The organism is Acidovorax benzenivorans, from assembly GCF_028680575.1.
In the GTDB taxonomy this organism is placed as follows: Bacteria; Pseudomonadota; Gammaproteobacteria; order Burkholderiales; family Burkholderiaceae_C; genus Acidovorax; species Acidovorax benzenivorans.
Window position 1 is genome coordinate 82219 of sequence record NZ_JAPCKI010000015.1, and the last position, 17775, is coordinate 99993.

Below are 17775 nucleotides of genomic sequence, written 5' to 3' on the forward strand. Positions count from 1 at the left end.
AAGCGCCTGCGCAGCGACAGCCGCGTGGGCGGCGTGCAAGTGTATAGGGCCGCTGCTTGGGTTGGTTCGCTGGACCAGGCAGTGATCTATGGGAACGCCACGCGACACAGCAGACGCCGCCAGGCACTGCACGGCCTGAATGGCTTGCGCATGGGGGAATGGAATGGTGACGCGCCCTATCGCCCATCCGTTGCGGGCGCGTTAACACCTGTTAATGCGCTACGCCTGGGCCGCAGCAACACTGCCGCTGCGGCCGATGGGCGCCGCTGGTAGATGAATGCGGGGCGTGGACATGTTTTCAAATGGGGGCCCAAAGCAGCTGGGCCGGAGGGAGTTTTTGGGCGCGTTGGCGGTTGGTGGGGCCAGCGCTGCCGGGCAGGCCGCGCCGCCGTTGGCTACAAGCCTGCCTGAACCCATGGCCCGCCCAGGCGGTGCAGACCTGGCCTACGGCCTGCCCGCACCCGAGGAGGCGCATGTGGAACGCGCGCTGTCGATGACCGCAGGCTTTCCGGTGTGGCGCACGCCGTTGCAGCGCCAGCGCGGCGTCATCACCCCCAGCGGGCTGCATTTTGCGGTGCATCACAACGGTGTGCCAGAGATCGACCCGAGGCGGCACGTGCTGCTTCTGCACGGCCTGGTAAACCAGCCGCTGCGCTTTGATCTGGAGCGCTTACTGCGCTACCCCATGGTCAGTCGCGTGCATTTTCTGGAATGTGCGGGTAATTCTGCGGCCAATGCGCTGTCGCCCACCGCGCTGGATCAGACCCTGGGCGAAATCGCAGGCGAGGTGTCCTGCTCGGAATGGACGGGCGTGCCGTTGTCCTACCTGCTGCGCGAGGCGGGTCTCAAGGACACCGCGCAGTGGGTGGTGGCCGAAGGCGCCGACGGTGGGTCGCACAGCCGCAGCCTGCCGCTGAAGGCGCTGCTCGAAGACGGCATGGTGGCACTCTTCCAGAACGGCGAGCGCCTGCGGCCCTCACAGGGCTACCCCATGCGCCTGTTCATGCCCGGCTGGGAGGGCAACGTCAACATCAAATGGCTACACCGGCTGGAGGTGACCGACGCCCCCGCCTACACCAAAGACGAGTCGGGCCTGTACACACAGGTGCTGGCCGACGGGGGCATCGAACGCTTTGCTTTCCACATGGAGGTCAAGTCGGTGATCACGCATCCCTCGGGGCAGCAGCGGCTCCACGAGCCCCATGGGTTCTATGAAATCTCGGGCCTGGCTTGGTCAGGCCGGGGGCGTATCGCGCGGGTGGATGTGTCGGTGGACGGGGGGCGCAGCTGGACACCGGCGCAGCTGCATGCGCCGGTGCTAGACCGGGCCTTCACCCGGTTCACGCTGCCCTGGCAATGGAGAGGCCACCGGGCTGAGCTGATGAGCCGGGCCACCGATGAACAAGGCCGCACCCAGCCGCTGCGCAGCGAATGGAAGCGGCGCTACGCCATGCACTCGTTCAACCACTACAACGCGGTGCAGGCCTGGCGCGTGCAGGTCGACGGCCGGGTGGAGAACCTGTATGCATGAAAACGATTGCTGCCGACTACAGCCCGGCTTACGGGCCGCTCTGCGACGGGGTGTTGCTACGGTCAGGGCTGCGGTTGTGGCGGCGTTTGTGGGGCTGCTGAGTGTGGGCTGGGCCAGCGAAACGCAGACCGCTGCGGCGCCTTCCTCGCTGCCGCCGCAGGTTATCGGCTTGGGGCTACCCGCTGCGCCTGCTGAGGTGGAGCGGTATGCCATCACTATCTTCCCCGATGGCCGCAACCTGCCGGCGGGCCGAGGCAGCGTGGGGCAGGGCGCCAGGCTGTATGCGATGCACTGCGCGGCCTGCCACGGTGCGCAGGGCATCGAGGGGCCCGCCGCGCGCCTGGTGGGCACGGATGGCTTCATCGGCTGGACCGATCCGCTGCGACCCCTGCGCGTGCGCAAATACCCGTTGCAGGTGCTCTCGGTGGGGGCGATGTGGCCGTATGCCACCACCGTGTTCGACTATGTGCGCCGGGGCATGCCGCTGTACGCGCCCAAGAGCCTGAGCGATGACGAGGTGTATGCCGTGACGGCCCACCTGCTGCACTGGAACGGACTGGTGGCCGCCAACGCGGTGATGGACAAGGAAAGCTTGCCCCAGGTGGTGATGCCGGGGCGGGCTCGCACCGTTAGTGCGTGGCCGCTGGCGCGGTGAGGTCTGGGTGTTTCAGCCGTTGCGCGCTGTGTCCACCATGCCCAGCCGGGCGCGGATGCGCGACAGCGATACGGGCGAAATGCCCAGGTAGCTCGCCACGTGGTGTTGCGGCAGGTGCAGGGCCAACTCGCCGTGCGCGGCCAGAAAGGACTGGTAGCGCACCTCGGGTGGGTGGCTCAGCAGATCGGCCTCGCGTTGGGCTTGTTGCTGGAAGACATAGCCTAGGGCTTGCTCCAGCGGCGGCCCGATGTGGGGAAAGTGGCTCTGCCACTGTTGCAAGGTCGAATACGCCAGTTCCACCGCTTCGACCGGGGCGAGCGTCTCTATGGCGTAGGGGCTGGGCAGGGTCAGCGGCGGCGGGCTGCCAGCCACCCAGTGCCCAGGGCCGTGAAAGGATCGGTTGCGCTCGGTGCCGTGTTCGTTCAAGTAGAAAAACCGCACCATGCCGCTACGCAGGTGCCAGCACCGCGTGCTGGCCTCGCCTGCGACCTGCAGCACCGCGCCCGCGCTGAATTGGCGGCGGGGCAAGGCCTGCCACAGTGCAGCCAGGGCCGGGGTGGTCTGCAGCAGGGCCTCCAGCGCGGGGGGCTGGCAGACGGTGCAGGCGCTGGCCGCTGGCTTCACACCCACCCGTCAGGCGTAGTCCGCCACCGGGATGCAGCTGCAGCTCAGGTTGCGGTCACCCCACACGTTGTCCACGCGGCCCACGGGCGACCAGTATTTGTTGCTGCGCAGCGCGGCCACTGGGTAGGCTGCGGCCTCGCGGGTGTAGGGGCGGGCCCATTCGCCACTCAGCAGGCTTTCGGCGGTGTGTGGTGCGTTCTTGAGCGGGTTGTTGTCTTGCGGCAAGGCGCCGTTTTCGATCTGGCGGACCTCTTCGCGGATGGCGATCATCGCGTCGATGAAGCGGTCCAGTTCGAACAGGGTTTCGCTCTCGGTGGGCTCCACCATCAGCGTGTTGGGCACGGGGAAGCTCAGCGTGGGCGCGTGGAAGCCGTAGTCGATGAGGCGCTTAGCCACGTCTTCGGCCATCACGCCGCTGGTTTCCTTGAGGCCACGCAGGTCCAGGATGCACTCATGGGCCACATGGCCGTTTTCGCTCGCGTACAGCGTGGGGTAGTGGTCCTTGAGGCGGGCGCTGATGTAGTTGGCACTGAGGATCGCCGTCTCGGTAGCGGCCTGCAGGCCGTCCGCGCCCATCATGCGGATATACATCCAGCTGATGGGCAGTACGGCGGCATTGCCCAGCGGGGCGGCGCTGACGGCACCCACGCCACCCGCTACGCCTGCTGTGGCATGGCCGGGCAGGAAGGGCACCAGGTCTTGCACCACGCACACGGGGCCCACGCCGGGGCCGCCGCCGCCATGGGGAATGCAGAAGGTCTTGTGCAGGTTCAGGTGGCTCACATCGCCGCCGAACTCGCCAGGGGCGGCCACACCCACCAGGGCGTTCATGTTGGCGCCGTCCACATACACGCGGCCGCCATGGCTGTGCACCAGGGCGCACAGCTCTTTGACGCTGGTTTCAAACACGCCGTGGGTGCTGGGGTAAGTGATCATGACCGCCGCGAGGTTCGCGCTGTGCTGCTCGCACTTGGCTTTCAGGTCTACCAGGTCCACGTTGCCGCTGGCGTCGCAAGCGGTCACCACCACCTGCATGCCGGCCATCTGGGCGCTGGCGGGGTTGGTGCCATGGGCGCTGCTGGGAATGAGGCAGATGTTGCGATGACCGTCGCCGCGCGACTCGTGGAAGCCCTTGATGGCCAGCAGGCCGGCGTACTCGCCTTGTGAACCCGCGTTGGGTTGCAGGCTGATGCCAGCGTAGCCTGTGGCCTGGCACAGCCAGGCGCGCAGTTGTTCGTCCAGCTCCTTGTAGCCCACCAGCTGGTCAGCGGGAGCAAAAGGGTGCACGTTGGCGAACTCGGGCCAGGTGATGGGGATCATCTCGCTGGTGGCGTTGAGCTTCATGGTGCACGAGCCCAGCGGGATCATGCTGCGGTCCAGCGCCAGGTCCTTGTCGGACAGCTGGCGGATGTAGCGCAGCATGCCGGTTTCGGAGTGGTGGGTGTTGAACACCGGGTGCGTCAGATAGCTGCTGGTGCGGCGCAACTCGGCGGGAATGAGAGGCTCCACTCCCTTTTCAAAGGCATCGAAGGTGGGGAGTGCCTGGCCGTCCTTGGCGAAGATCTTCCACAGCAGCTCGATGTCGGCGCGTGTGGTGGTCTCGTCCAGCGAGATGCACAGGTACTCTTTGAAGTAGATCCGCAGGTTGGCGCCCAGGCTGATTGCCTTGGAAGCTATGGATTGTGTAGCGTTTTGGGTGTGCAGGCTCACGGTGTCGAAGGTTGCCTGTGCACGCACGGGCGCACCCAGTTGCTGCAGCCCTTGCGTGAGGATGGCGGTGTAGCTGGCCACACGCTGCGCAATGCGCTTGAGGCCTTCAGGGCCGTGGTACACGGCATACATGCTGGCAACCACGGCGGGCAGCACCTGGGCCGTACAGATGTTGGAGGTGGCCTTTTCGCGGCGGATGTGTTGCTCGCGTGTTTGCAGGGCCAGGCGGTAGGCGGGCTTGCCATGCACATCAACGCTGACGCCCACCAGGCGGCCTGGCATGGAGCGCTTGAATTCGTCGCGGCAGGCCATGTAAGCGGCGTGGGGGCCACCTGCGCCCATGGGCATGCCAAAGCGTTGGGTGGTGCCCACAACGATGTCGGCGCCTTGTTCGCCGGGTGGCGTGATGAGGGTCAGCGCCAGCAGATCGGCCGCCACGATGAAGGCGGCCTGCTTGGCGTGGGCCTTTTCCACATCGGCGCGCAGGTCGTCGATGCGGCCGCTGGTGGCGGGGTACTGGGCCAGCACGGCAAAGTAGTCGCCATCCAGCAAGGTGTTCCATTCGTCGGCCGAGTTGGCCAGGCGCACTTCCAGGCCCAGGGGTTTGGCGCGGGTCTGGATCACTTCAATCGTCTGCGGGTGTGCGTCGCCCGCCACCACAAACACGTTGCTCTTGGATTTCACCGAGCGCTTGGCCAGCGTCATGGCCTCGGCGGCGGCGGTGGCCTCGTCCAGCATCGATGCGTTGGCAATCGGCATGCCGGTGAGGTCGCACACCATGGTCTGGAAGTTGACCAGGGCTTCCATGCGGCCTTGCGAAATTTCGGCCTGGTAGGGCGTGTAGGCGGTGTACCAGGCGGGGTTTTCCAGAATGTTGCGCAGGATGACGCCGGGGGTGTGCGTGCCGTAGTAGCCCTGGCCGATGAAGCTCTTGAGCAACTGGTTCTTGCCCGCGATGGCCTTGAGTTCGGCCAGCGCTGCGGCCTCGGCGGCGGCGGGCGGCAGGTCCATGGCGCTGCTGCGTGCGATGGAGCGCGGCACGATGGAGTCAATGAGTGCGCGGCGCGAGGCCTCGCCAATCACCGAGAGCATGTGCGCTTCATCGGCCGCATCAATGCCGATGTGGCGGGGCAGGAATTCGGCGGCGTTTTCCAGCGCGGACAACGGCAGGGATGTGGACAGGTCGGCAGTCATGGCGGGCGTAGGGGTGCTATGAAAAGAGAAGCTGCTTGCGCTTGTATTTTGTGCGTTTCAAGGACTTTTGCCTTGAAACCCAATGGAATCAAGCGCTGGCAGCTATGGTTTTTGAAACCGGAGAGTGACCAAGTGCCAATCAGGCGTTGGCGGCGAAGGCGGTGTAGGCCGTTTCGTCCATCAGCTCGGCCAGCTGGCCCGCGTCGGCCAGCTTGACCTTGAAGAACCAGCCAGCGCCCAGCGGGTCGGTGTTGGCCAGGGCGGGGTCGGCGCGCAGGGCTTCGTTCACTTCCACGATCTCGCCCGCGACGGGCATGTACACATCGGCAGCAGCCTTCACGGATTCGACCACGCCTGCCACGTCGCCTTGGTTGAACGTGGCGCCCACTTCGGGCAGGTCCACAAACACCACATCGCCCAGCGCGTCTTGCGCGTGCACGGTGATGCCCACCACAGCGGCGGCGGCGTCAGCGGCGTTGATCCACTCGTGTTCTTTGGAAAATTTGACGGTCATGAGGGGCTCCTCGAAATGGGTTGAAAAGGGTTTGAAAAAGCGAAACCTGAATGTAGCGGCTGAAGCGGGGGCGGCGTATGACGCCCCATCGCCCCGCTGGCTTCAGCCGCGGAAATAGTTGGCGGGCGTGAAAGGCATGGCACGCACTTCCATCGGCACGGCCTTGCCACGCACGATGGCGTTCACGCGGGTGCCGATGGCTGCAAAGGCCGGGGTGACATAGCCCATGGCCACGGGTTCGTTCACTGTGGGGCCGAGCAGGCCGCTGGTCACTTCGCCAATCTTCTGGCCGTCGGTGCTCTGCAGCTCGGTGTGTTCGCGCACGGGCACGCGCTCCAGCGCGACCAGGCCCACGCGCTTGCGGGGCAGGCTGGCGGGGGTGTCGATCTGCGCGAGCACCTTGTCCGCACCGGGAAAACCGCCTGCGCGTGCACCGCCCGTGCGGCGCACCTTCTGAATGGCCCAGTTCAAGGCGGCCTCGGGCGGCGTGGTGGTGGTGTCGATGTCGTTGCCGTACAGGCACAGACCGGCTTCGAGCCGCAGCGAATTGCGCGCGCCCAGGCCAATGGGCTTGACCTCGGGCTGGGCTAGCAGCGCGCGGGCCAGGGTGTCGGCCTGCGCTGCGGGCACCGAGATTTCAAAGCCGTCTTCGCCCGTGTAGCCGCTGCGGGTCACAAAGCAGTCGCAGCCAGCGATGGTGAAGTGCCCCCCGGTCATGAACACCAGCTTTTCCACTCCGGGCGCCAGACGGGCGAGGGCGGTGACGGCCTGCGGGCCTTGCAGCGCTAGCAAGGCATGGTCAGGCATGGGTACCACCTTGCAGCGCTGGCCGATGCGGGCCTGGATGTGAGCGATGTCACCCACTTTGCAAGCACCGTTGACGATGACAAACAGCGTGGGCTCGCCATCCACGGTGCCTTGGTTGAAGAACATCAGATCGTCGATGACCGTGCCCTCATCGGTCAGCAGCAGGCCGTAGCGCTGCTTGCCCACCGGCAGGTCAATCACATCCACGGGCATCAGGGTTTCAAAGGCTGCAGCGGCATCGGGGCCGATGAGCTTGAGCTGGCCCATGTGTGAGACATCGAACAGGCCCGCAGCGCTGCGCGTGTGCAGGTGTTCGGCCATCAGGCCAGCGGGGTATTGCACAGGCATGGAATAGCCTGCAAACGGCACCATGCGGGCGCCCAGTTCGATATGCAGGGCGTTCAGGGGCGTGGTGAGCAGGGGGGCGGTGGCTGACATGGCGGACTCCGGGGCAAATAGGGGCCGCGACCACAGTGTGGCCACGGGATTTGCCCTGCTGTCCGCTTTACCTGAGAGATTCACCGCAGCGCCCTGGCTGGCCGTGCGGTTTGCTCCTTCGGTGGATGGATGCCACATTGCGATGCATGGGCGGTCCATCTCTCTCCAGCAAGGGAACGCCCGCATCACTGCGGGCGTTTGTCAGTCCTTTTGCCTGAGCGTTCGGCTGCTGCCTGCGCCTTCGGCGGTGCTGCGCGTCTTGGTGGCAAGACGGAGCACTCTCTCCTGACCCGGCGATTCTAACTACTTTGCGTAGACCCAATCGCGCAGCGCGAGCGAGATCGACGGCACATAGGTGATGACCAGCAGGCATACCAGGATCACGCCCACAAAGGGCAGCAGGTGTTTGACGATGCGGTCCAGCGATATGCGGGCCACCGTGCAGGCCGCAAACAGGTTGACCCCAAAGGGTGGTGTGATCATGCCCAGCGCCAGGTTCACCACCATGATCAGGCCGAAGTGCACGGGGTCCACCCCAAAATGCATGGCCACGGGCGCCAGGATGGGCGCCAGCACGATGATGGCGGCGCTGGTCTCGATGAACATGCCGATGAGGAACAGCGCTGCATTCACGCCCAGCAGGAACAGGGCAGGGGACTGCAGCACCGCCTCCAACCAGCGGCCGATGGCATCGGGCACACCAGCGCGTGTGATGAGGAACGCAAACAGCCCGGCATTGGCGATGATGAACATGATCACCGCCGACGAGATGGCTGACTTGCGCAGAATGGCGAACAAGTCCTTGAGCTTGATCTCGCGGTAGATGACCACGCCCACGATCAGCGCATAGAACACCGCCACGGCCGAGGCCTCGGTGGGCGTGAAGACGCCGCCGTAGATGCCACCGAGGATGATCACAGGCATCAGCAACGCCCACCCGGCCTGCAGCGTGGCCTTACCAAAAGGCATGCGGCCGTCCCCGTCGTTCTTGCCCCAGCCCTTGTACTTGCAGTACGCCCATACAAAGAGCATCAGGGCTGCGCTGATGAGCAGCCCTGGGCCAAAGCCCGCGATGAACAGCTCGCCAATCGACACCTCGGCACTCACGCCGTACAGAATCATGGGGATGGAGGGCGGGATGATTACACCCAGCTCAGCGCTGGTGGCCTGTAGCGCAGCCGCATAGCTCGTGGGGTAGCCGTGCTTGATCAGCGCCGGAATCAGGATGGCGCCAATCGCGAACGTGGTAGCCACCGACGAGCCCGACACGGCCGCAAAAATCATGCAGGTCAGCACGCAGGTCATGGGCAGACCGCCCTGCACGCCGCCGACGATGCTCTTGGCAAACTCGACCAAGCGGCGCGAGATGCCGCCGGTTTCCATCAGATTGCCCGCCAGGATGAAGAACGGGATGGCAGCCAGTGGAAACTTGTTGATCGCACCGAACATCTCCTTGACGGAAATGAGCATGTTCGCATTGGATGCCTGGATGCCCAGGATAGAGGCCAAACCGATGGACACTGCCACCGAGACGGTGAGTGCAAAGCACAGCACCATCGTTGAAATCATGACCAAACTCATTGGGCAGTCTCCAGTTCCATACGCAGGGGATCAATGAGGTTGCCAATGATGCCGATCACACAAAACAGCCCCCCCACCGGCATGGCGAGGTAGGCCCAGAACATGGACACGGATTCCAGCCCGGCCATGCTTTGCACGCCACCACGGCGCGCGTAGTCCCAGCCATACCAGATGATGATGCCGATCAGGGCCAGGGCGGCCAGAGCCACCACCCAGTCCAGCACCCGCTTGATGCGGGGCGGACTCCATCGGTACAGCACATCCACGCTCACCATCGCGCCCTGGCGAAAGGCGGCGGGGATGGCCAGGAACACCATCCAGATCAGGCTGAAGCGGATCAGAACTTCGGTCCATTCGGCGGGCTGCTCCAGCACAAAACGCGTCACGATCTGGAACATCCCCAGGGCAGAGGCCAGAGTGAGCATGGCGCAAGCGCCCAGCATGGCGATGAAGGTGGTCCATCGCTCGAAGGTGAGAAAAACATTTTTCATGGGGCAGTGCCAACCATGGGCAAGTGGTAAAAATTTGGAGGAATAAGAATAAAAACGCCCGATAGCGCAATGGCTACGGGCGTTGGGTGCTATTTTAGTAATAGCGTCTGCGGGGGTTACTTGACGTCACGGATCTTGTCGATGGCAGCCTTGCTGAACTGCTTTTCAAACTCGGCATTGACCGGCGCCAGTGCCGCCACAAATTTGGTCTTGTCCACGTTGTCGATCACGGTCATGCCTTTGGCGCGGAGGTCGGCCACGCCTTTGGCGTCGTCCTCGTCCACACGGGCGCGGTTGGCTTTGGTGCCTTCCTTGGCGGCATCGACGAAGGCCTGCTTGTCGGCCGCCGACAGTTTGTCGAACGCCGCCTTGTTCATCACAAAGATACAGGGCGAATACACGTGGCCGGTGAGCGTCAGGTGTTTTTGCACTTGGTCGAACTTGGCCGAGATGATGACCGACAGCGGGTTCTCCTGGCCGTCTACCGTGCCTTGCTGCAGCGCCGTGAACACTTCAGGGAAGGCCATGGGCGTGGTGATGATGCCAAAGCCCTTGTAGGCGGCGATGTGCACGGGGTTCTCCATGGTGCGCATCTTCAGGCCCTTCAGGTCGCCGGGCTCCTTCACGTCGCGCTTGCTGTTGGTCATGTGGCGGAAGCCGTTCTCGGCCCATGCCAACGCCTTGAAGCCCTTGGCGTCAAACTTGGCCAGCAGGTCTTGGCCAATAGGGCCATCCAGCACTGCGCGGGCATGTGCCTTGTCGCGGAACAGGAATGGCACGTCCAGGATCTTGGTCTCGGGCACAAAGTTGGGCACCGGGCCGGTGGAGCTGAACGCCAGCTCTTGCGTGCCCAGCTGCACGGCTTCAATCGATTCGCGCTCGCCGCCCAAGGCGCCGTTATAGAAGGTCTGCACCTTGTAGCGGCCGCCCGTGCGTTTTTCCACTTCCTTGGCAAACGTGTCGATGGCGACGCCCTGGTGGGAGTTCTGGGCCGTCGAGATGCTGATGCGCATGGTGGTCTGCGCGGCAGCGGTGGCCACAAAGCCGAGCGCGAGGCTCAGGCCAACGACGAGTTTGGTCAATTGCATGGTGTCTCCTGTTGATGGTGGGCCAGGGTGAAAGGGTGCGCTGTAGCTCCTTGCGAAGCCACCCCCAGGCTCGCTCAAATTATGGCGGTGCAGCATGGCCGCAGGCATCGGGGTTTGTGCTGGTAAGCGTGCTTATCAACTGGGCCAGAAGGTGTTTGCAGTTGCATTGGCGACACCTGTGGCGCTGCGCTGGTCCGTGGTGGTGCGCAGCCAGCGCTGCCGCCTGCTGGTATTGGCATGCCACGCCCTGACCCCGGGGCGGCCTTCATGGATGAAGGGACTGGAATGCCAAGGGCCCCGTGCTGGCGGTAACCAGCCGGGGCCTTGTCAATTTGTGCGCTCCGGTAAGAGCGCCTTGATGGAAGAAGTATGCGCTGAGGGTTGTAGATGAATTTGCTGAATTTGGTGCAATTTTCTTCTGTTGCAGAATAATTTTCTGCATTTTGATAATTTATTGAATAATCAGGCCGATGGATCGACTCGATAGAAAAATTCTCGCTGTGCTGCAAGCCAACGCGCGCGCCAGCCTGCAAGAGATCGGGCAGGCCGTGGGCCTGAGCCCGTCGCCGTGCTGGGGCCGCATCAAAAAGATGGAAGAGGCTGGCGTCATCCAGGGCTACACGGTGCGGATCAATCCGCAGTCGCTGGACCTGGCCGATACGGTGCTGGTGCAGGTCACGCTCGACAGCCACTCCGACAACACGCTTGAAAAGTTTGGCGAGACACTGGCCAGCATCCCGGAAGTGATCGAGGCGCATCTGGTTTCTGGCGACTACGACTACCTGCTGCGCATCGTCGTCAAGGACACCCGCGACTACGAGCGCCTTCTGCGCGAGAAGCTCTACAAGATCAAAGGCATACGCCACAGCCGCTCCAGCTTTGTGCTGCGAACCTTGAAGAAGGCAGACCTGCCACTGTTCACGGGCTAATTCAGCTTTCGGGTACCTGGTTGAGGGCCGTGGTTTCCTTGCAGAAAGCTGGCAACGCATCGTTGGCGCGTGCACTGCAAGCGTGCCGTTCGGCGTCTGGCACGCGAAATGCGGCTGCACAATGGTTTTCCATCGCTGGGTCGACACGGGCGCCAACGGGTGATGCCGGCTTTGCGCACCAATGCAGTGCGCTCGTTCGACTGGCGTGCCGAGCACCTGAACCACAGAGACACCCGAAGAACACCATGAACCTGCGTTTTGTCGAAGCCTTCTACTGGGTCGCGTCTCTCAAAAGCGTGACACGCGCTGCCGAGAAACTGTTTTTGACCCAATCAGCCATGTCCAGCCGCATCTCCGCGCTGGAAGATGAGCTGGGTGTGCTGCTGCTGGACAGGCGCGACAAACACTTCAAACTGACGGTGGCGGGAGCCCGGTTTTTGGTATACGCCAAGCGCATGCTGGAACTGCAGCGCCAGCTCAAGACCGAGATGGGATCAGGAGGCCCCCTGGAGGTATCGATCCGCCTGGGGGCCATCGAATCGGTACTGCATTCGTGGCTCATTCCGTGGGTGGAGCAACTGCGCAAGGACAACCCACTGCTGGAGTTGGAGCTGACGGTGGAAACCACGCCCGTGCTGCTCGACCAGATCCGCCGGGGCACGCTGGATGCCGTGTTTGCGGCGTTGCCTGCGTCGGCCGATGGCATCCGCAGCCAGGCGGTGACACCCATGGAGATGGTGTTTGTGGGCAATGGCAAGACGCACCGCAAACGCCGCTATGCGCTCGAAGACTTTGCAGGCGCCGACATCCTGACTTTTCAGCGCGGCTCGCAGCCGCATGTGTCCTTGCTCGACACGCTGCGCCAGGCTCAGGTGGAGCCGCGTTGTGTGCACACCATTTCTTCCATTTCGGCCATGGTGCAACTGGTGCAGGGCGGCTTTGGCGTGGCCACACTGCCGCGCTTGGCGGTGCAGCGGCTGCTGGCATTTCCGGACCTGCGTGCGCTGGTGTGCGACACCGCACTGCGGCCACTGCCCATCCATGTGAGCTACCGCGAAGACCCCTCGTCTCCGGCCATGGAGGCTGTCGTGCGTTCGGCGCTCGACTTCATCGAGCAGCAACAGCCTGCGCCAGCCCGCAAACCGCGCAAAGCCTGAGCCTTCACATCAACGCGGCACGGCACTTGATGCGGAGCCGCGAGCCGCGCGTCATGCGCCTGCGTGACGCGTGCACCAAAGTGAATCCAAACCCCTCGGGTTTACCCTTTGTTTTGCTGTCAGGGTTTTCCCTTGGCACCAACTTGGATTGCCTTTCCCCAATGGGGTGCATTGAAAAAATCGATGAGCTGATAGAAATTTTTTGAATTTGCCAGGGTCGGTGACGCCCCAACACAATCTGCCCAACGTCATGCAATTGACATTTCTCAATGCAAGGAAAAACGGTGGATTCAGCTCAACACACAGCGCTCGCAGTGTTTGGTTCGGAGGGGATCGAGAACCCTCGCCATGTGCGCAGCGTCATACGCCAAGGGCTCTGGTCTTCGCACACCAGCGGCCTGGCCCACGGACGGGTTCAGGGCAACCTGGTGATCTTGCCTGAGGTGCTGGCAGGAGACTTTCTGCGCTTTTGCCAGCGCAACCCCAAACCCTGCCCGGTGTTGGCGGTGAGCGAGCCAGGCCAGGTCGCTCTGCCCACGCTGGGGGAGGGCATCGACATCCGCAGCGACCTGCCGCAGTACCGCATCTGGCGCCACGGCGAGATGGTCCAGGAGGTGGGCGACATTGGCGACCTGTGGCGCGATGACCTGGTCACGTTCGTGCTGGGCTGTTCGTTCTCGTTCGAGGCGGCGCTGCAAGAAGCTGGCATCAGCCTGCGCCATATCAATGAAGGCAAGAACGTGGCCATGTACCGCACCAGCATTGCCACCGAGCCCGCTGGGCCCTTCGGCGGCGCCATGGTGGTCTCCATGCGGCCCATGCCCGCCGCCGATGTGATCCGTGCGGTGCAGGTCACCTCGCGGTTCCCGAATGTGCATGGCGCGCCGGTGCACATCGGTGACCCCACGCTCATCGGCATTGCCGATATTGCCAAGCCCGATTACGGCGATGCCGTGACGCTGCTGCCCGATGAGATTCCCGTGTTCTGGGCCTGTGGTGTCACGCCGCAGTCCGCCATCCTCAATGCTCAACCGGCGTTCTGCATCACCCACGCCCCGGGTTGCATGCTGGTCACCGATCTTCTTAACCACCAACTCGCCAGCTTCTAAGCGGCTTACTCCCAGGAGTCTCCCCATGAAAAAATTTGTACTGTGTATGACAGCCGCCCTCGGCGTGTGCGCGGCCCAGGCCCAGGTCAAGTGGGACCTGCCCACCGGCTACAGTGCCAACAGCTTTCAGACGCAGAACGTGCAGCAGTTTGCCGATGAGGTGGACAAGCTCACCAGCGGCAAACTCAAGATCACTCTGCACCCTGGTGGCTCGCTGTACAAGGCCAACGAGATCAAGCGGGCGGTGCAGACGGGGCAGGTGCCTTCGGCCGAGTTCATCCTGTCGGGCGCCACCAATGAGAATGCACTTTTTGGCGTGGATTCGATCCCCTTCCTGGCCACCACCTACGCAGAGTCCAAGCGCCTGTTCTTTGCCGCCAAGCCCGCGCAAGAGAAGCTGCTGGCTGCCCAGGGCGTGAAGGTGCTGTTTTCGGTGCCATGGCCCGGTCAGTCGCTGTATTCGCTCAAGCCAGTGAGCACGCCGGCTGACTTTGCAGGCACCAAGATGCGCGCCTACAACCCCGCCACCACGCGCATTGCACAGCTTCTCAAGGCACAGCCGGTGACGATCCAGCTGTCGGAGCTCGGCCAGGCCCTGGCCACCAACACCGTGCAAAACTTTCTGACGTCGAGTGCAAGCGGCGTGGAGTCCAAGCTGTACGAGCAGGTCAAGTACTTCTACCCCGTCAGCGCCTGGTTGCCACGCAATGCCACGGTGGTGAACCAGAAAGCCTTTGATGCCCTCGAAAAACCTTTGCAGGACGCGGTGTTGAAGGCAGCCGCTGCCGCCGAAGAACGTGGCTGGGCCACGAGCGAACGTGTGGACAAGGAGTTCATCAAGGAGCTGTCCGCCAAGGGCATGACGGTGGCCGTACCCAGCGACAGCATCAAGAAGGAGCTGGCGAGCATTGGCGAATCCATGACCGCTGACTGGGCGAAGTCGGCCGGGGCCGAGGGGCAGGCCATCATCGACGCCTACCGCAAGAAGTAGTCGTGTCTGAAGGCCCCCACGGGGCCGGGTAGCGCACCGCGCGCTACCCCCGCAATCTCGTTACCGCTCCCCTTCTTTTTCAAGCGTTACAGGAGTACGCCATGGACAAACTCGTCCGAAATTTCTACAGGCTGCTGATGCTGCTGTCTGGCCTGTCGATGCTGGCTGCGTTCGGCGCAGTCACGCTGGGCGTTTTTGCCCGCGAAGTCATCCACCTCAACATCGACGGACTCGACGCCTACGCGGGCTACGCCATTGCAGCCGCCTTGTTCTTTGCACTGCCCAGCACGCTGCAAAACGGCGACCACATCCGCGTGACGCTCATCTTGGACCGGTTGCCCGCCCGCTGGCGCAGCGCCTTTGAGTGGTTCTGCCTGGTCAGCGCGCTGGTGTTGTCGGTGTACATCGCCTGCTATGCCGTGCGGTCGGTGTGGATCTCCTACATCACCCATGACATCTCGCCTGCAGCCGACGCCTCGCCGCTGTGGATTCCCCAGATCAGCATGGCCATGGGCTGTGTCGGTTTTGCGCTGGCGTTTGCCCACGCGCTGGTGTTGCGCTTTCAGGGTGTGGCCTTCATGGCCGTCTCCGAAGCAGCACGTTCTGAATAACCCGATCCAGGAGACCTCATCATGGACGTCATCATCGCTTTGGGTCTGATCGTGGTGCTGTTCGCAGTGCTCGGATCGGGCCTGTGGATCGGCCTGTCACTGCTGGCAGTGGCCCTGGTCGGCATGGAGTTTTTTACCAATCGCCCGGTGGGCGACAGCATGATGCTGACCATCTGGGGGTCTACCTCCAGCTGGACGCTCACTGCCTTGCCACTGTTTTTGTGGATGGGCGAAATCCTGTTCCGCAGCAAGCTGTCGAGCAGCATGTTCAAGGGCCTGGCCCCGTGGCTGGAGCGCCTACCGGGCCGCCTGTTGCATGTGAATGTGGTGGGCTGCACCATCTTTGCCGCGATCTCGGGCTCATCGGCCGCCACCTGCGCCACCATCGGCAAGATCACGCTGCCTGAACTCAAGCAACGCGGCTATCCCGAAGATATCTCGGTCGGCACGCTGGCCGGTGCGGGCACCCTCGGGCTGTTGATTCCGCCATCGATCATCATGATCGTCTATGGCGTGGCGGCGAATGTATCGATCTCCAAGCTGTTCCTGGCCGGGGTGATTCCGGGGCTGATGCTGGCTGCGCTGTTCATGGGCTACATCATCGTCTGGGCCCTGTTCAACAAAGACAAGGTGCCTGCGCCTGACGCCCGCCTGAGCTTTGTGCAAAAGCTCTATGCGTCGCGCCATCTGATCCCTGTGGTGTCGCTCATCGTGGTGGTGCTGGGCGCCATCTACAGCGGCATCGCCACCGCCACCGAGGCTGCGGCGCTTGGTGTGGCCGGGTCGCTGATCCTGGCCAAGATCGAGGGCTCGCTGAATTGGGATCGCTTCAAGGAAGGGCTGGTCGCTGCCTGCCGCGTGTACTGCATGATCGGCCTCATCCTGGCGGGTGCCGCGTTCCTCACGCTGGCGATGGGCTTCATTGGCCTGCCACGGCACCTGGCCGAGTTCATCGGTGCGCTGCACCTGTCGCCCTTTGCGCTGATGCTGTTGCTCATTGTGTTCTTCATTGTGCTGGGCTGCTTCCTGGACGGTATCTCCATGGTGGTTTTGACCATCGCGGTGCTGCTGCCCACGGTAGAGGCTGCAGGCTTTGACCTGGTGTGGTTCGGCATCTTCATCGTGCTGGTGGTCGAGATGGCGCAGATCACGCCACCCGTGGGCTTCAATCTGTTCGTATTGCAGGGCATGACACGGCGCGAAGTGACCTGGATCGCCCGCACTGCGCTGCCTTTGTTCGCTCTGATGATCGTTGCGGTCGTCATGACGTACTTCGTGCCCGATGTCGTGCTCTGGCTGCCACGCCAGATGCAAGGCTGACCCCAAGCACTCACGCCTGAAGCGTCCGCGCAGGAGTTCCTCATGAAGACCTTTGTGATGTTGGCCGCGTTCGCCGTGGCCCCGGTGGCGCACGCCCAAACCCAGTGGAAACTGGCCACCGGCTACCGCGCGGAGTCGTTCCACACGCGCAACATCGTGCAGTTTGCGCAGGACGTGGAGCGTGCCTCGGCAGGCGCGCTGCGCATCGAAGTGCATGCCAACAACGCCTTGTTCAAGCTGGGTGATATCCCGCAGGCGGTGCAGGAGGGCAAGGCCCAGGCGGGAGAGACCATCATGACCAACCTGGTGCGGGACATCCCCATCGCCGGGGCGGATGCCGTGCCCTTTGTGGTGCGCAGCTATTCCGACGCGCGGCGCATGTGGGATGTACAGCGGCCGTTGATTGAGGTGCACATGGCCAGCAAGGGGCTCAAGGCTCTGTATGCCGTGCCGTGGCCACCGCAGGGGCTGTTTTCGATCAGCTCGGTGCGCTCGTCGGCGGACTTCAAGGGCACACGCATGCGCACCTACAACCCTGGCACGGTGCGCATTGCCGAGCTGCTGGGTGCCACACCTGTGGACGTGCCTATGGGCGAAGTCAACCAGGCCCTGTCAGCCGGCAAGCTCGACTCCATGATCACCTCGGCCCTCACCGGGGTCGAGAACCAGGTCTGGGGCCAGATCAAACAGTTCTACGGCATCAACGCCTGGTTTCCCAAGAACATCGTTTTTGTGAACCAGCAGGCCTTTGACGCATTGCCTGCGCCCACGCGCCAGGCCGTGACCAAGGCAGCCGCTGAGGCCGAAACACGCGGCTGGGCCCTGAGTGCGGCCGTGGCCGAAGAGTCGGTGGGTGAGTTGCAGCGCAAGGGCATCAAGGTCGAGCGCGCATCTGCCGAGCTGGACACCGAACTCAAGCGCCTGGGCGAACGCTTTTCCCGGGAATGGGTGCAGTCGGTTGGCAACGAGGCCAACAAGATTTTCATTCCCTACTACTTTCAACGTTAGTCAGTTAACCAGTGAGT

General features: G+C 63.3%; 16 protein-coding genes and 2 riboswitches. Of the genes, 9 read left to right on the top strand and 7 right to left on the bottom strand.

The features are described from left to right. Positions 1-292 precede the first annotated feature (292 nt). Together soxC and OIN59_RS20070 are read left to right on the top strand one after the other, a co-directional pair. A complete protein-coding gene (gene soxC / locus OIN59_RS20065) occupies positions 293-1531 on the top strand; it encodes a sulfite dehydrogenase (RefSeq protein WP_274113233.1) in 1239 nt (412 codons plus the stop codon). Beyond that, positions 1524-2186, top strand: coding sequence for a c-type cytochrome (locus OIN59_RS20070; RefSeq protein ID WP_274113164.1), 663 nt, complete (start codon positions 1524-1526; stop codon positions 2184-2186). The genes soxC and OIN59_RS20070 overlap by 8 nt, the downstream gene beginning before the upstream one ends. A gap of 12 nt (positions 2187-2198) precedes the next feature. Here the strand turns inward: OIN59_RS20070 and OIN59_RS20075 are convergent, their stop codons facing one another. The 7 genes from OIN59_RS20075 to OIN59_RS20105 form a co-directional block, all read right to left on the bottom strand. After that, positions 2199-2810 (bottom strand): Crp/Fnr family transcriptional regulator, encoded by a 612-nt coding sequence (locus OIN59_RS20075; protein WP_274113165.1) that lies wholly within the window; start codon positions 2808-2810, stop codon positions 2199-2201. A 9-nt stretch (positions 2811-2819) separates the two neighbouring features. Then, the gene (gcvP, locus tag OIN59_RS20080; protein WP_274113167.1) at positions 2820-5714 is read right to left on the bottom strand and encodes an aminomethyl-transferring glycine dehydrogenase; all 2895 of its coding nucleotides are present in this window, start codon (positions 5712-5714) and stop codon (positions 2820-2822) included. A gap of 139 nt (positions 5715-5853) precedes the next feature. Continuing rightward, on the bottom strand, positions 5854-6228 hold the full coding sequence (gcvH, locus tag OIN59_RS20085; protein ID WP_274113168.1) for a glycine cleavage system protein GcvH: 375 nt from the start codon (positions 6226-6228) through the stop codon (positions 5854-5856). A 102-nt stretch (positions 6229-6330) separates the two neighbouring features. Further along, a complete protein-coding gene (gcvT, locus tag OIN59_RS20090; protein WP_274113169.1) occupies positions 6331-7473 on the bottom strand; it encodes a glycine cleavage system aminomethyltransferase GcvT in 1143 nt (380 codons plus the stop codon). A gap of 48 nt (positions 7474-7521) precedes the next feature. Continuing rightward, positions 7522-7652: riboswitch (glycine riboswitch) on the bottom strand. Between the two features lie 13 nt (positions 7653-7665). Then, positions 7666-7771: riboswitch (glycine riboswitch) on the bottom strand. A gap of 5 nt (positions 7772-7776) precedes the next feature. Further along, positions 7777-9054 (bottom strand): TRAP transporter large permease, encoded by a 1278-nt coding sequence (locus OIN59_RS20095; protein WP_274113170.1) that lies wholly within the window; start codon positions 9052-9054, stop codon positions 7777-7779. Then, positions 9051-9545, bottom strand: coding sequence for a TRAP transporter small permease (locus OIN59_RS20100; protein ID WP_274113171.1), 495 nt, complete (start codon positions 9543-9545; stop codon positions 9051-9053). Before OIN59_RS20100 ends, OIN59_RS20095 begins: the two co-directional genes overlap by 4 nt. 116 nt (positions 9546-9661) lie before the next feature. After that, positions 9662-10633, bottom strand: a complete 972-nt coding sequence (locus tag OIN59_RS20105) for a TRAP transporter substrate-binding protein (protein ID WP_274113172.1) — start codon at positions 10631-10633, stop codon at positions 9662-9664. A 470-nt stretch (positions 10634-11103) separates the two neighbouring features. On the opposite strand from OIN59_RS20105, the gene OIN59_RS20110 reads away from it, so the two are divergent. The 7 genes from OIN59_RS20110 (at position 11104) to OIN59_RS20140 (ending at position 17758) form a co-directional block, all read left to right on the top strand. Further along, complete coding sequence (locus tag OIN59_RS20110; RefSeq protein WP_056067700.1) at positions 11104-11562, top strand: Lrp/AsnC family transcriptional regulator; 459 nt, start codon at positions 11104-11106, stop codon at positions 11560-11562. A 245-nt stretch (positions 11563-11807) separates the two neighbouring features. After that, positions 11808-12719 carry a LysR family transcriptional regulator gene (locus OIN59_RS20115; RefSeq protein WP_274113176.1) on the top strand — a complete coding sequence of 304 codons (912 nt, stop codon included), beginning with the start codon at positions 11808-11810 and terminating at the stop codon, positions 12717-12719. 269 nt (positions 12720-12988) lie between these two features. After that, complete coding sequence (locus OIN59_RS20120; protein ID WP_407655124.1) at positions 12989-13828, top strand: putative hydro-lyase; 840 nt, start codon at positions 12989-12991, stop codon at positions 13826-13828. A gap of 25 nt (positions 13829-13853) precedes the next feature. Continuing rightward, the gene (locus OIN59_RS20125; RefSeq protein ID WP_274113179.1) at positions 13854-14819 is read left to right on the top strand and encodes a TRAP transporter substrate-binding protein; all 966 of its coding nucleotides are present in this window, start codon (positions 13854-13856) and stop codon (positions 14817-14819) included. A 101-nt stretch (positions 14820-14920) separates the two neighbouring features. Beyond that, positions 14921-15430 (top strand): TRAP transporter small permease, encoded by a 510-nt coding sequence (locus OIN59_RS20130; protein WP_274113181.1) that lies wholly within the window; start codon positions 14921-14923, stop codon positions 15428-15430. A 21-nt stretch (positions 15431-15451) separates the two neighbouring features. After that, positions 15452-16750: a TRAP transporter large permease gene (locus OIN59_RS20135; RefSeq protein WP_274113183.1), complete on the top strand. Its 1299-nt coding sequence runs from the start codon at positions 15452-15454 to the stop codon at positions 16748-16750. 42 nt (positions 16751-16792) lie between these two features. Further along, positions 16793-17758: a TRAP transporter substrate-binding protein gene (locus OIN59_RS20140; RefSeq protein ID WP_274113185.1), complete on the top strand. Its 966-nt coding sequence runs from the start codon at positions 16793-16795 to the stop codon at positions 17756-17758. Positions 17759-17775 lie beyond the last annotated feature (17 nt).

Coding starts and splice junctions, on each gene's coding strand:
- soxC (WP_274113233.1), top strand. CDS start 293: ATGTTTTCAAATGGGGGCCCAAAGCAGCTGGGCCGGAGGGAGTTTTTG.
- OIN59_RS20070 (WP_274113164.1), top strand. CDS start 1,524: ATGCATGAAAACGATTGCTGCCGACTACAGCCCGGCTTACGGGCCGCT.
- gcvP (WP_274113167.1), bottom strand. CDS start 5,714: ATGACTGCCGACCTGTCCACATCCCTGCCGTTGTCCGCGCTGGAAAAC.
- gcvH (WP_274113168.1), bottom strand. CDS start 6,228: ATGACCGTCAAATTTTCCAAAGAACACGAGTGGATCAACGCCGCTGAC.
- gcvT (WP_274113169.1), bottom strand. CDS start 7,473: ATGTCAGCCACCGCCCCCCTGCTCACCACGCCCCTGAACGCCCTGCAT.
- OIN59_RS20095 (WP_274113170.1), bottom strand. CDS start 9,054: ATGAGTTTGGTCATGATTTCAACGATGGTGCTGTGCTTTGCACTCACC.
- OIN59_RS20100 (WP_274113171.1), bottom strand. CDS start 9,545: ATGAAAAATGTTTTTCTCACCTTCGAGCGATGGACCACCTTCATCGCC.
- OIN59_RS20105 (WP_274113172.1), bottom strand. CDS start 10,633: ATGCAATTGACCAAACTCGTCGTTGGCCTGAGCCTCGCGCTCGGCTTT.
- OIN59_RS20110 (WP_056067700.1), top strand. CDS start 11,104: ATGGATCGACTCGATAGAAAAATTCTCGCTGTGCTGCAAGCCAACGCG.
- OIN59_RS20115 (WP_274113176.1), top strand. CDS start 11,808: ATGAACCTGCGTTTTGTCGAAGCCTTCTACTGGGTCGCGTCTCTCAAA.
- OIN59_RS20120 (WP_407655124.1), top strand. CDS start 12,989: ATGCAAGGAAAAACGGTGGATTCAGCTCAACACACAGCGCTCGCAGTG.
- OIN59_RS20125 (WP_274113179.1), top strand. CDS start 13,854: ATGAAAAAATTTGTACTGTGTATGACAGCCGCCCTCGGCGTGTGCGCG.
- OIN59_RS20130 (WP_274113181.1), top strand. CDS start 14,921: ATGGACAAACTCGTCCGAAATTTCTACAGGCTGCTGATGCTGCTGTCT.
- OIN59_RS20135 (WP_274113183.1), top strand. CDS start 15,452: ATGGACGTCATCATCGCTTTGGGTCTGATCGTGGTGCTGTTCGCAGTG.
- OIN59_RS20140 (WP_274113185.1), top strand. CDS start 16,793: ATGAAGACCTTTGTGATGTTGGCCGCGTTCGCCGTGGCCCCGGTGGCG.